This window comes from Pseudomonas matsuisoli, assembly GCF_014647635.1.
Taxonomy (GTDB): domain Bacteria; phylum Pseudomonadota; class Gammaproteobacteria; order Pseudomonadales; family Pseudomonadaceae; genus Pseudomonas_P; species Pseudomonas_P matsuisoli.
Map to the genome: position 1 here is coordinate 319,125 of NZ_BMPO01000003.1, position 12,735 is coordinate 331,859.

Genomic DNA, 12,735 nt, shown 5'->3' on the forward strand with positions numbered 1-12,735 from the left:
AGGCGTAGTGGCCCTTTCCAAAGGGCTAGACGACGCCAAATCGGAGGCGAATGATATTCATTGTCAGTTGCTAGTAAAGATCATTTACACTGATCGGAATAATTCATCGGCCAGCTGCGGGTAACTGGATGTGCATGGCCAGCCCCCCAGGCTCCCTATTCGTCGCCCATAGCTGCCCGCCTTGTAGCTCGATCGCACGCCGAGCAATGCTCAGTCCCAGACCGAAACCACCATCGCCGGGGCGGGCACTGTCCAGGCGGGCGAAGGGCTCGAACATGAATTCGAGACGTTCTTCATCCACTCCAGGGCCCTGATCGACCAACATCAGGTGCCAAGCTTCGGCCTTCCGAACACCGCGCAGCGCGATACATCCCTCTTCGGGCGAATGGCGTATTGCATTTCGGAGCAGATTTTCCAATGCCTGAGCTAGGCTCGACAGGTTGGCGGAGACGATGCAGTCATCGTCGACCTCGCACTTCAAGCGGCTACGCACAATGCCGGTTTCGAACGCTGCGTCTTCAGCCAGCATTTCCCATAGCTGCGAGATTCGGATGGGCTCGACTTCCAGACGAGGGCGCTCGGAATCCATCCACGCCAGCTCCAACGAGTTTTCCACCAGGCGCTGCATGATTTCGACCTCACGGTCGAGGCGGACGCGCAACGCATCGCCGTCCTCTGCGCGCTCGCTCGCCGCACGCAGCCGACTCAATGGCGTTCTCAACTCGTGGGAAAGGTCTCGGAGCAGCCGGCGTTGGTAACTAACCGTTGCTTCGAGCCGATCGGCCATATGGTCGAAGGCGCGCGCCAGCTCACCCAATTCGTCCTTGCGGCGCGTCATCCGCGCGCCGGCTCTCGCCGTGAGGTCGTTTTCGCTTAGGGCGTTGGCCTGACGTCGCAGGGCAACTAGCGGCGCGATGAACAGTCGGTACAGCAGAATGCCAAGTACGACTGCGAGGCCTGTCGGCAAGACGCGCGTCAGCGACGTTTTCCAGAGCGCAAGATTCGCGCGCGGGTTGAGCCGGTCGGGCAATTCCATCACCAGCCGCGACTTGCCGCTGTCGAAGGGAACGAAGAACGTCGGCTGGGAGCCCGGACGCCCCATCAAACCGTCGAGCGGACGGACAAAACTCAGCCGCTCCCACTCTTCTTCCGTTAATGGCTCGGATGACAACGAGCGTTGCTCTGCGTCCACCACGGCCGCCCAGACGCCCTCCCGGGAGCGAAGCTCGCGCAGATACTGGGCCAACGCGTCAGGTCCCTGTAGCCGTAGGATCGCATCGGCCTCATCGGCGTAACTGTGCAGAACATCCTGTACAGAGCGCGGCAAGCGCGACGTCGCCTCGTTCAGCCGCCGTTCGATATCGACGTTAAAGCTGACGACCAATAGGCAGAACAGCGCAAGCACACCCACCAATTTCCAGAACAGCGAGTGACGATTGAGCATGTCAGCTTTCCGGACGAGTCAATACGTATCCTCGGCCCCAAACCGACTCCAAACGACGTCCGCCATAGCCGAGCTTTTGCAGCTTGCGGCGAATGTTGCTGACATGCATGTCCAAACTGCGGTCATGTTGCGCATACCCGCGATGCAGGACCTGCTGGTAAAGGAACGCCTTGCTCAGGACTTCTTCCGCATGACGAGAGAACAGCTCCAACAAACGAAACTCGGTTGGCGTCAACTTTGCCCAGGCGCCCGCGTAGCGTACGTCGCTCCGGCTGTCATCGAAGTTGAGGTCAGGATCATGGGGCTGGCGCTCGTTCTCACCCCGCTCGTAAGCCACGCGTCGTAGAACGGCTTCGATGCGAACGTCGAGTTCGCTCATGCTGAACGGCTTCGGTAAGTAGTCGTCCGCCCCCTGACTGAATCCGGCGATGCGATCCTGCTCAGCACCGAGCGCCGACATGAGGATGACGGGCGTCCCCTTCGCTTCCCGTAGCGAAGCCAATACCTCGAGCCCGCTTGCGCCGGGCATCAAGATGTCCATGAGAATGAGGTCGTATGCACCCGCATTTGCCAGCGCCAAACCCTGCTCACCGTTCTTGCCAAGGGCGACCTGGAACCCCCGCTCGGACAGATGTTCGACAAGGTGAGCGGCCAGGACAGGGTCATCCTCAATCGCCAGGATGCGCGCACTAGAGCGGTTCGCTGAAAGCATGATGCACTCGCAAAAAATGAGAATGATTCTACGCTCGCACAGCGAACTTCGAAAACCATTGCAGCTTAGCTCCACACAAGCCGTTACACTGCCCAAAACGCGTGGAGTCCATTAGATGTTCAAGGATCTCGGCATAAAGGGTCGGGTGTTGATGCTTACCCTGCTGCCAACCAGCATGCTGGCCTTAGTGCTGGGTGGGTATTTCATCTGGATGCAGCTGTCGGATATGCAGCGTCAGCTGCTGCAACGCGGCCAGATGATCGCCGAGCAACTCGCACCACTCGCAGCACCCGCACTGCAAAAAGGCGACGCGGCGTTACTGCAGCGCATAGCGAGTACCGCGCTCGAGCAACCGGACGTCCGCGCCGTGAGTTTTCTGCAGCCGGAACGCAAACGCCTGGCCCATGCCGGCCCAAGCATGATGACGGAAGCGCCCGCCAGCGACGGCCTGCACCTGTCGTTATTGAGCGGCAGTGATGCCAGCCGCTTCCTGCTCCCTGTTTTACAAAGCCACCGCATGCTGGCTGATGACGCCGCGCCTGCGGACAGCGACGAGTTGATTGGCTGGGTAGAGCTGGAGGTCTCGCACCACGGCACGTTGATTCGTGGTTACCGCAGCCTGTGCGCGAGTCTGCTGCTGATCGTTACGGGCCTCATCGTCACCGCTTTGACGGCCTTGCGCATGAGCCGTGCGATCAATGAGCCGCTGTGGCGTATCAAGCAAGGCGTCGCGCAACTTAAGGAGGGACGTCTCGAGACCAGGCTGCCCCCTCTCGGGAGCCACGAACTGGATGAACTCGCGGCGGGCATCAACCGCATGGCGGAAGCGCTTCAAAACGCGCAGGAAGAACTGCAGCACAATGTAGACCAAGCGACCGAAGACCTGCGCCAAACCCTGGAAACGATCGAGATCCAAAATATCGAACTCGATCTGGCCCGCAAGGAGGCCCTCGAGGCCAGCCGCATCAAGTCGGAATTCCTGGCTAACATGAGCCACGAGATTCGCACGCCATTGAACGGCATCCTCGGCTTCACCAATCTGCTACAGAAGAGCGAGCTGACCTCGCGTCAGCAGGATTACCTCAATACGATCGAGAAGTCGGCAGATAGCCTTCTCAGCATCATCAACGAGATCCTCGACTTCTCGAAAATCGAGGCGGGCAAGCTGATGCTCGAGCACATCCCCTTCAATTTGCGCGACCTGTTGGAAGATGTGCTGACCATCCTGGCGCCCTCGGCCCACGCGAAACAGCTGGAACTGGTTAGCCTCGTTTACCGCGATACCCCGCTCCACCTCATCGGCGATCCATTGCGCCTGAAGCAGGTCCTTACCAACCTCGTCAACAATGCAATCAAGTTTACCTACGACGGGTCCATCGTCGTGCGCGCCATGGTTGAAGAAGATGCCGAAGATCACGCCCAGCTTCGCATCAGTGTCCAGGACACAGGTATCGGCCTTTCCGAGGATGACTTGCACGCCCTCTTCCAAGCCTTCAGCCAGGCTGACAACTCCATGTCGCGTCAGGCTGGTGGCACTGGACTGGGCCTGGTCATCTCCAAACGCCTGATCGAGCAGATGGGGGGCGAAATCGGTGTAGAGAGCAGTCCTGACGAGGGCTCGGAATTCTGGATCAGCCTCACCCTGCCGAAAGCCCAGGAGCACGGCGACGAGGTCGTGCGGTCCGCGCTCAACGACCGCCGTATCCTCTTGTTCGAACCACATGAATTGGCCCGCCAGGCTATTCAGCATCAGTTGGAAGAGTTCGGCCTCCACGTGCAGGGGTTCGACTCGATCGACGCACTTGCCGACATGGCGAAGCAACTCCGTAACGGCGGGCGAGCACCGGATCTGGCGCTCTTATGCGTAAGCACGCCATCACTGAATCCGGAACAATCGCGCGGCCACGTCGAGATGTTGGAGCACATGGGCTGCCGGACCATGCTCCTCTGCCCGACCACCGAGCAGTCGCTCTTCCACGGCTGCGTGCCGGATGCAGGATTGCAACTTCAGGCTAAACCCGCCTGCACGATGAAGTTGCAAAAGGGGCTCTCTGCCCTGTTGTCCACAGATGTCACCTACCGCTCCCGACAAGTAACCCAGGGTCGCGCACCCCGCATACTGTGTGTCGATGACAACCCCGCCAACCTATTGCTCGTACATACTTTGTTGGGCGACATGGGCGCGCAGGTAAAGGCGGTCGAAAGTGGTCTAGCGGCGCTCGAAGCCATGGAGGACGAGGAATACGACCTCGTGTTCATGGATGTACAGATGCCGGGAATGGATGGACGCCAGACCACCGATGAAATCCGCCGACGGGAGGCGCTGAACGGGACTCGTGCAACACCTATCGTCGCGCTCACGGCGCATGCGCTGGCTAACGAACGTCGACAGTTGCTTCAGGGGGGGATGGACGATTACCTGACGAAGCCGATCAACGAGCGGCAACTCGGGCAAGTCGTTTTGAAATGGACAGGCCTGTCTTTGCAGTCCCTCGACAAGCGCACTATTGAGCTCGCGTCACCAGAACGCAGCGAGATACTTGTTCTGGATCCCGAAGAAGGCCTGCGTTTAGCTGCCGGAAAAGCCGATCTTGCCGCCGATATGCTTGACATGTTGCTCGCCTCGCTCGATACAGACCGGCAGGCCATACGCCAGGCTCGGGATAAGCAGGATCGGGAAGCCCTGATAGAGCGCGTGCACCGCTTGCACGGTGCAACGCGCTATTGCGGAACGCCTCAACTGCGTCACGCCTGCCAGCAATGCGAGACGCTGCTGAAACAAAATGACCCTGGCGCGGAGCAAGCGTTGGACAAGCTGGACGCCGCTATCTACACCCTGGCAACGGAAGCTAGACAGCTAAGTACGCCTCCCTATAGCTGATCGATCAGCTCTACAGTCGATGCCGTTGAACGTAGATGTTGATGTTCGTAGCGAGCCGTCCTCACGGGCGGACCTCGGTACGAATGACCTGATAGGTTGCGGGAATAGTCTTCTTCCAACACACAATTTTCTGGTGCAGCTGGTCCTCTTCATTACATCGATGCGGCGTGTATCGGCTTTTCAGGTTATTTTCTCGTCTGAATCCGTCTACACAGAAATATCTTCTGCAAAACGGGATCTGATCAGTACTGTACCTTGTTACTACGTCGAAACTGTATTGGTAACGTGCAACATAAATGGGCCGAAACCTCTTCTGAGCGCCCGTTCATGCACCATATAAGATCACTAACAATACAGTTGCTTCAATCGGTAACAGTACAGTCACCGGTAACACTTAAGCAAAACGCTACAATTCTTCCCAGCTGTGGCTACGCGCAAAGGTAACAAAGGCGGATCATTACCTCAGCCAAAGACCACTTGCTCCGCAGCAGCGGAAGGAAAGCACCATGCAACGCACCGTTGATACTTCGTTCTTCGCCGGCAGCCTTGAAGCGTCGCCTAAAGCTCAAGGTATCCTCTCCACTCTTTCCGTATGGCAGCGTCGCGTCATCAGCCGCCATCAGCTCGCGCGCCTCGATGCCCGCCTCCTTGCAGACGCTGGAATCACTGAAGCCCAGCGCAATGCTGAACTTCGCAAGCCATTCTGGCGATGAGTTCGATCACCGGCAATTCAGGTGATGTGCTGTAGCAAGCCCCGCAATGCAAAGCGGGGCTTTTGCTATCTGGGCAACGTGCGATCGATCGCCCTTTCCGTGTGAACGTTTCATGGCAAAATCCGTCCGATGGTTGCCGTAAGGCGCATCTGTTTTCTGGATAGGACATCGGATATGAAAACCCTCCGCGCATTCGCTGCCGCAGCGTTACTGACCACCACCCCCTTCGCGTTCGCCAGCAGCTTCATCGCAACGACCGACACACTCGTTCACGGCCTCGGTGAATCGCTTCAGGCGACTACGGATGTGAGCTCCTCGTTTCGCGATGACAAGCGCGTATTGGCAGCACGAGAAGATGCCGCAAGCTTCGTTGCCTCCAACGGAGAAGTTCGTGGTGTGAGACTGGAATCAGCCATGGCGCACATCCGCGCGCTGCAGCCTTCGCTTCACGCTAACGACCTGCAACTCGCTCAAGCCATTCTTACCCTGTGATCTTTGACCGAACGTGAAACCGGTGCGACCTATGCCTGGGTCGCTTCCTGTTCAGGAGTACCTCCCCTATGCGCCCTTCGCTGTACGCTGCAGCCCTGATCGTTGCCGCGCTTCCCCTTTCTGCCCACGCGCAAACGCTGGTAGCGACCAGCAATATCATCGTTCGCGCGCTGGATCGTAGTATCAACTTCACTTCCGATACGACGACATCCATACGCGACATGAAGGTGGTCGTGGAAGCGCGGGATGACGCAGCGAGCTTCGTTGCCTCGCAAGGCAATATTCGCGGGGCCCGCCTTGAAGCCGCTTTCGTCGCGCTACGGGCAAAGCTGCCTGATGCCAATGAAGTTGACGATCAGACGCTCGCGGAAGCGATCCTGGCAATCTGATAAGAAGCCGTCCTTTGCAACGTTTATTTCTTTGGCTAGCGGCCGCGCTCTTTTGTAGCCAATCGCTGGCCGGCCTGCGTCTGGAACTAAGCACGGACGGCTTGACGTCGGCGCAGCGTGCCGCTTCGCAAGCGCTTCTCGACGAAGCAGCCGCAGCGTTACCTCCCGCGTTCATCGAACGCCTGGATCGCGCCGTTACCATCGAGTGGACGGCCAATCTTCCAGAAGACGCATACGGACAGATCACGCGGCTGGATGCACTCGCGCTCAATGCGCGCTTGCTGCCGTCACTGGCGGATGGCGGTGCGGCGACGACCGCCACTGACCGCCCTCACGGCACCGTGCGCCAAGAGTTGTTGGCTACCGTACTTCACGAACTGACTCACCTGTACGATCGTTCGCGGCTATGGACGCCTGATGAGCGTCGGCGCGAACAGCAGTGTCGGCGCCAGCAAAGCACCAGCGGCCCTATCGGACTGCCGGAGGCATGTCGAGGTCAAACCTCACGCCGCTTCACGCTCAGTGACGATCCGCGCTTTCTGGACCTTGCGGGCTGGCAACAGCAAGTGGGTACCCGTGGTGAGCGTGAACATCGAAATGGCCAGGACGTTCGCAGCCCTGACGTCTATGAGTTGGCGAACCCGCGGGAATACCTTGCCGTCAACATGGAATATTTTCTGCTCGACCCGAGCTACGCGTGCCGCCGGCCTTCGCTCCATCGCTTTCTTGCCAACCATTTTGGCTGGCAGCCGACCAAGCGCGATACGTGCCCTTCGGGTTATGCCTTCCTCAATGCGGGCCGGGATTTCGGCAAAGCGCCCCTGGGTAGGATTGATCCAGAACGCGTCTACGAGATCGATTACCTATTCGCGGAATCCAATACAGCCTGGGCCAGTCGCTGGGGCCATAGCATGCTGCGCCTGGTGATCTGCGCACCGGATCGGCCACGCGGTCCGGATTGCCGTCTCGATCTCGATCAACACCTCGTGCTTTCGTATCGCGCGTTTGTGAATGACGTCCAGATCTCGAGCTGGGACGGCCTGACCGGCAATTACCCGTCCCGTCTCTTTTTTCTGCCTCTGGCACAGGTCATCGACGAGTACACCAAAGTGGAAATGCGTAGTCTCGCGTCAGTGCCATTGCGCCTGGACCGGCAAGAAATCGCCGCACTGGTGGAACGCTCCGCCGAGATTCACTGGGGCTACGACGGCGACTACTACTTCCTCTCGAACAACTGCGCAGTGGAGACCTTGAAACTGCTGCGTGGAGGTCTCGCCCGCGATGATCTGGGCGCCCTGGACAGCATCATGCCCAACGGCCTGCTCGAGCTGCTGATCGCCCGCGGAATTGCCGATGACGGGCCTCTGAAGAACACCAAGGAAGCGTTACGGCTTGGCTATCGTTTCGACTCCTATCGCGATCGCTATCAGTCGATGTTCGAAGTGCTGAAGGAACGGCTACCGGTACCGCAAAAAACCGTCGAAGAGTGGCTCGGACAAACAGCCGAATCGCGCGCGCCATGGATCGAGAAATCCGACCTTAGGGCGAGTGCCGCGATGCTCCTGCTTGAACAAGCATCGATGCGGCGCCAATTGTTGCTCGCCCAGGATGAATTGAAACAGCGGTACCTGAGCAAAGCGCAAAATGACGAACTGGCCAAGGCCGGTAAAGTGCTCGAGGGGATTCTTGCGAACAGCGGCTTTCTCAGCCGGCCCGCCGAACTATTGGACGAAGGCTACGGATTGCCCCAAGCACGCGAGTGGCAACGACTGGAAAGCATTACCGGCGAACGTCAACAGCAACTCGTTAGACTCAACACCGAGCTCGATGGCGAGCTGCGTCGGCTGCTCCTACCGGAACGGCGTGCGGAGCTCGATGCCGCACAGGCTAACGTAGAGCACATCGGCAATCACCTGCGTGCGCTGCACAAAGCCAACGGTGGTCTCTCGCTGCCCTGACCGGAACTCCTCGATGGGAGAACGCCTCTGAACTAAGGCGCTTGAAAGCCGAATCACTCGGCATTTCTCTCAATTGGAGGACTCCATGAAGAAGACAGCATCCGCCGTATGGCAAGGCACGCTCAAAGAAGGCAAGGGAACGATCAGCACCCAGAGCGGCGCCCTCAAGGAGAATCCATACGGTTTTAATACCCGCTTCGAGGATCAGCCGGGCACGAATCCTGAAGAGCTGATCGGCGCCGCTCACGCGGGCTGCTTTTCGATGGCGCTCTCGAACATTCTCGGTGGTGCAGGCCTGACCGCTGACCGTATCGAAACCAAAGCCGTGGTGACGCTGGACAAAGAAGGTGACGGCTTTGCCATCACGGCTATTGAGCTTACGCTCAATGCCAAAATCCCTGGCACGAACGATGCGCAGTTCCAAGATCTCGCCAATCAGGCGAAAGTGGGCTGCCCGGTATCCAAAGTGCTGAACGCCAAGATTACATTGAACGCGACGCTGGAAAGCTGAGCCGTAGGTCCGTTTGCCTCTGCCGGCAAACGGACCGTCCGCTCTCTCCCCATTTCAAGACCGCTTTTACGTCCATCCCATCGCGATACTGCCCGCCCCTCGTCATCTCTCGGCGCCTCTATCTACCCATCCGCACCCTTGACGTAATCTGCCGGCTTGCGGCTCGCTTAAGGCCTGTTCAAGATAGCCGCAAACAATAAATGCGGAGCGTTCGTGGTGGAATTATTACTGGCCCTATGGCCTTTGTTTGCCTTGATCGTGGCCGGCTACGTGTTACGCGTGCGGACATTTCCAAGTGAAGCATTCTGGCCCGGCGCTGAACGCCTCAATTACTTCATCCTTTTTCCCGCACTCCTGTTCAGCAGCCTGGCGACTGCGCCGCTGAACAACCCTTCGCTTGGCCGACTGGCAGGCGCTGCCCTGACTGGCCTCGTCATTGGCTGGATAGCGCTACTGGTCGCGCGCCGATTCGCAAGCTGGCCCGCGGCACGGTTCGGTGCCATCACCCAAGGCATCTTGCGCTTCAATACCTATCTGGGCCTTGCGGCAACCGGCAGCCTCTATGGGAAGGAAGGGCTGACCATCGCCGCCTTGATGCTTGCGCTAATGGTGCCCACCGTGAACATCCTTTCTGTCTGGGCATTAAGCAGCGAAAAAGGTGTCAGCCCTCGTTCACTCGCCCTGTCCATGCTGAAGAATCCGCTGATCGTCGCGTGTGCCGCAGGCGCCCTGGTGAACGTGACCGGCCTAGGCCTCCCCGGCGGAACGCACACGTTGATGAGCATGCTGGCCGCGGCCAGTTTGCCCCTGGGCCTCCTGTGCGTCGGCGCAGCGCTTAAACCGGACCAACTCGGGCACGAAGTGGGTGCAATGACATGGAACAGCCTGGCACGCCTGTTACTGATGCCCGCGATGGGGTACGTGGTGGCAGTTTCATTCCAGCTACCACCTATAGAAACCGGTGTTCTCGTCTTGTTCTTCGCCTTACCCACTGCGCCAACGTCCTATGTATTGACGCGTCAACTCGGCGGCGACGGCCAGCTGATGGCGGGGATCATTACGCTGCAAACGCTGCTCGCCGCGGCCTCCTTGCTATTGGTCATGTCGCTGTTGGCGTGACCGCCTTCAACGCCTCGCGCAAACCATGCGTTCTGCCAACTGCAGCCTAAACGTTTCATGAAAGGTGCGAGAAAGCTTGCCTGCCTAGCATCGAGTCCAGCCGTGCTTTCAAGTACAGCCTGATCGAGCAGCCGAAAGCCTGCCGATCCGGACTCGACAAAAACAAAACAGGTAGACAGTCATGCTTCGCTTTAGCGCTCATCCGCTCGCCCCGCCCTATCCGACCAAGACCGCCTTTCGCTGATCCCAGCCCTACCGGCCGCATTTTGTTCGGAGAATTCCTATGTTGACGTTCCTCGGCTTCGCCATGGTCATGACGTTCATGTTCTTGATCATGACCAAACGCCTATCAGCCCTTATCGCCCTCATCATCATCCCAATCCTGTTCGCACTAATTGGCGGCTTTGCTGCCGGTATCGGTCCGATGATGCTGGAAGGCATCACCAAGCTCGCACCTACCGGTGTGATGCTGATGTTCGCCATTCTGTATTTTTCCCTGATGATCGATGCAGGCCTGTTCGATCCGCCTGTACGGATGATCTTGCGCATGGTCAAAGGCGATCCGGTTAAAGTCGCCGTCGGTACCGCCGCGCTCGCGCTCATCGTTTCACTCGATGGTGACGGCGCGACCACCTACATGATCTGCGTCGCTGCGTTGCTACCGCTCTACAGCCGCATAGGAATGAAACCGGTGATCATGGCCGGCTTGATCATCATGGCAGGCGGCATCATGAACATGACGCCCTGGGGCGGCCCGACCGCACGCGCAGCAAGCGCGCTGGGTGTGGATCCGTTCGACGTGTTCGTTCCCATGATCCCGGCAATGGCCATCGGCGCCGTGCTGTTGTTCACCATTGCCTGGATGTATGGCATTCGCGAGCGTAGCCGCCTCGGCGTCTTGAAGCTCCCGGATGAACACACCGAAGAGACGTCCGAAATCAGTGTTTCGCAAACACCCGAAGCGCGCCGCCCACGCCTGCTCTGGGTGAACGCCGCGCTAACCGCCGCGCTGATGGTGACGTTGATCGCAGGCGTCCTTCCGCTACCAGTGCTGTTCATGATCGCGTTCAGCATCGCGATGATCATCAACTATCCTTGCCTCGAACAGCAGAAAGAACGCATTGCGGCGCACGCAGGTAACGTACTGGCCGTTGTTGGCCTTATCTTCGCCGCAGGCATCTTTACCGGAATTCTCTCGGGCACCGGCATGGTGGAGGCCATGTCCAAGAGCCTGCTGAGCATCATTCCGGATTCGATGGGACCTTACCTTTCCGTTATCACGGCACTGGTCAGTCTGCCGTTCACGTTCTTTATGTCCAACGACGCCTTCTATTTCGGCATCCTGCCGGTGCTATCAGAAGCCGCGAGCCACTACGGCATCGAGCCCGTACAAATGGCCCGCGCTTCTATTGTGGGACAGCCCGTGCACCTGCTGAGCCCGCTGGTACCGTCCACCTACTTGCTCGTGGGGTTGGCCAAGATCGAAATTGGCGATCTGCAGAAATTCGCCTTGAAATGGGCGAGCGCTATCTGCCTTATCATCATGGCTTCGGCCTTGTTGATCGGTGCCTTCCCACTGTCAGGCCAATAAGCCGGTTGTCGCAACCTTCCGGACAATGGGGAGGTTGCGATAATTTTTCATTTGTTTGGATATACAATCGCGACCCCGGCTCCCCGAGCCGCTTAAAGCGCCACTTAAGGATTCGAAATGGAATGGTTGACCAGCCCGGAAATATGGGTTGCCTTTCTGACATTGACTGCCTTGGAAATCGTCCTGGGCATCGACAACATCATCATGATCGCCATTCTCGTCAGTCGCATGCCGCCTCACATGCAGGCGCGTACCCGCTTCTTCGGCTTGGCATTAGCCATGGTGACGCGTATCGCCCTGCTGCTGTCCATCAGCTGGATCATGCGACTCACGACTGATCTCTTTCACGTCTTCGGCCAGGGCATCTCAGGTCGCGACCTGATCCTGTTCTTCGGTGGCCTCTTCCTGCTGTGGAAGAGCAGTACCGAGATCTACCACGGGATGGAAGGTGAAGACGAGCAAGGCCAAGCGGGTGGTGCTGCGAAGAACTTCATCGCAACCATCATTCAGATTGCGATCATTGATATCGTCTTCTCGCTGGACTCGGTCATTACCGCTGTCGGCATGGTCGACCACGTGCCGGTCATGGTTGCTGCCATCGTGGTTGCCGTAATCGTGATGATGCTGTGCGCAGGCACCATTAGCGCATTCATCGATCGCCACCCATCACTGAAGATCCTTGCCCTCTCCTTCTTGATCGTCGTGGGCACGGTGCTCATCGCCGAAGCGTTCGATGTCCATGTGCCGAAAGGCTACGTCTACTTCGCCATGGCGTTCTCGCTAGCGGTCGAAGCCTTGAACATCCGGATGCGTAGCAAGGGCCGCGAGGAAGACCCGGTCAAACTGCGCAAAAGCACACCGGGCGAATAACCTTCGCAACAAGAAACGGGATCGAAAGGTCCCGTTTTTTATTGCTGCCGGAAAG

The 12,735-nt window shown here is 58.3% G+C and carries 11 protein-coding genes; 9 read left to right on the plus strand and 2 right to left on the minus strand.

Going from position 1 to position 12,735, the window contains the following annotated elements; translation table 11 throughout:
- Positions 1–103: 103 nt before the first annotated feature.
- Both IEY47_RS07765 and IEY47_RS07770 read right to left on the minus strand, forming a co-directional pair.
- Positions 104–1,444 carry a sensor histidine kinase gene (locus IEY47_RS07765; protein ID WP_188982617.1) on the minus strand — a complete coding sequence of 447 codons (1,341 nt, stop codon included), beginning with the start codon at positions 1,442–1,444 and terminating at the stop codon, positions 104–106.
- A gap of 1 nt (position 1,445) precedes the next feature.
- Positions 1,446–2,156 (minus strand): response regulator transcription factor, encoded by a 711-nt coding sequence (locus IEY47_RS07770; RefSeq protein WP_188982618.1) that lies wholly within the window; start codon positions 2,154–2,156, stop codon positions 1,446–1,448.
- A gap of 115 nt (positions 2,157–2,271) precedes the next feature.
- Here IEY47_RS07770 and IEY47_RS07775 point away from each other — a divergent pair, with 115 nt between their 5' ends.
- The 9 genes from IEY47_RS07775 to IEY47_RS07815 all read left to right on the plus strand — a co-directional run bounded on the left by IEY47_RS07775 (position 2,272) and on the right by IEY47_RS07815 (position 12,680).
- Positions 2,272–5,037 (plus strand): response regulator, encoded by a 2,766-nt coding sequence (locus IEY47_RS07775; protein WP_188982619.1) that lies wholly within the window; start codon positions 2,272–2,274, stop codon positions 5,035–5,037.
- A gap of 506 nt (positions 5,038–5,543) precedes the next feature.
- Positions 5,544–5,750 (plus strand): DUF1127 domain-containing protein, encoded by a 207-nt coding sequence (locus IEY47_RS07780; RefSeq protein WP_188982620.1) that lies wholly within the window; start codon positions 5,544–5,546, stop codon positions 5,748–5,750.
- Between the two features lie 174 nt (positions 5,751–5,924).
- Positions 5,925–6,242: a DUF2388 domain-containing protein gene (locus IEY47_RS07785; RefSeq protein WP_188982621.1), complete on the plus strand. Its 318-nt coding sequence runs from the start codon at positions 5,925–5,927 to the stop codon at positions 6,240–6,242.
- Positions 6,243–6,310: 68 nt separating this feature from the next.
- Positions 6,311–6,631, plus strand: coding sequence for a DUF2388 domain-containing protein (locus tag IEY47_RS07790; protein ID WP_188982622.1), 321 nt, complete (start codon positions 6,311–6,313; stop codon positions 6,629–6,631).
- Positions 6,632–6,645: 14 nt separating this feature from the next.
- Positions 6,646–8,589 carry a DUF7844 domain-containing protein gene (locus tag IEY47_RS07795; protein WP_188982624.1) on the plus strand — a complete coding sequence of 648 codons (1,944 nt, stop codon included), beginning with the start codon at positions 6,646–6,648 and terminating at the stop codon, positions 8,587–8,589.
- 85 nt (positions 8,590–8,674) lie between these two features.
- Positions 8,675–9,100: an OsmC family protein gene (locus IEY47_RS07800; RefSeq protein ID WP_188982626.1), complete on the plus strand. Its 426-nt coding sequence runs from the start codon at positions 8,675–8,677 to the stop codon at positions 9,098–9,100.
- Positions 9,101–9,313: 213 nt separating this feature from the next.
- Positions 9,314–10,219 (plus strand): AEC family transporter, encoded by a 906-nt coding sequence (locus IEY47_RS07805; protein WP_188982627.1) that lies wholly within the window; start codon positions 9,314–9,316, stop codon positions 10,217–10,219.
- A gap of 283 nt (positions 10,220–10,502) precedes the next feature.
- Entirely contained in the window at positions 10,503–11,810 is a 1,308-nt protein-coding gene (locus IEY47_RS07810; RefSeq protein WP_188982629.1) for a CitMHS family transporter, read from the plus strand.
- A gap of 117 nt (positions 11,811–11,927) precedes the next feature.
- Entirely contained in the window at positions 11,928–12,680 is a 753-nt protein-coding gene (locus tag IEY47_RS07815) for a TerC family protein (protein WP_188982631.1), read from the plus strand.
- The last annotated feature ends 55 nt before the right edge of the window (positions 12,681–12,735 follow it).

What these genes read in the sequence shown, in the direction of transcription:
- IEY47_RS07785 (WP_188982621.1), top strand. Translation starts at nt 5,925, where the DNA reads ATGAAAACCCTCCGCGCATTCGCTGCCGCAGCGTTACTGACCACCACC.
- IEY47_RS07775 (WP_188982619.1), top strand. Translation starts at nt 2,272, where the DNA reads ATGTTCAAGGATCTCGGCATAAAGGGTCGGGTGTTGATGCTTACCCTG.
- IEY47_RS07770 (WP_188982618.1), bottom strand. Translation starts at nt 2,156, where the DNA reads ATGCTTTCAGCGAACCGCTCTAGTGCGCGCATCCTGGCGATTGAGGAT.
- IEY47_RS07815 (WP_188982631.1), top strand. Translation starts at nt 11,928, where the DNA reads ATGGAATGGTTGACCAGCCCGGAAATATGGGTTGCCTTTCTGACATTG.
- IEY47_RS07780 (WP_188982620.1), top strand. Translation starts at nt 5,544, where the DNA reads ATGCAACGCACCGTTGATACTTCGTTCTTCGCCGGCAGCCTTGAAGCG.
- IEY47_RS07810 (WP_188982629.1), top strand. Translation starts at nt 10,503, where the DNA reads ATGTTGACGTTCCTCGGCTTCGCCATGGTCATGACGTTCATGTTCTTG.
- IEY47_RS07765 (WP_188982617.1), bottom strand. Translation starts at nt 1,444, where the DNA reads ATGCTCAATCGTCACTCGCTGTTCTGGAAATTGGTGGGTGTGCTTGCG.
- IEY47_RS07800 (WP_188982626.1), top strand. Translation starts at nt 8,675, where the DNA reads ATGAAGAAGACAGCATCCGCCGTATGGCAAGGCACGCTCAAAGAAGGC.
- IEY47_RS07790 (WP_188982622.1), top strand. Translation starts at nt 6,311, where the DNA reads ATGCGCCCTTCGCTGTACGCTGCAGCCCTGATCGTTGCCGCGCTTCCC.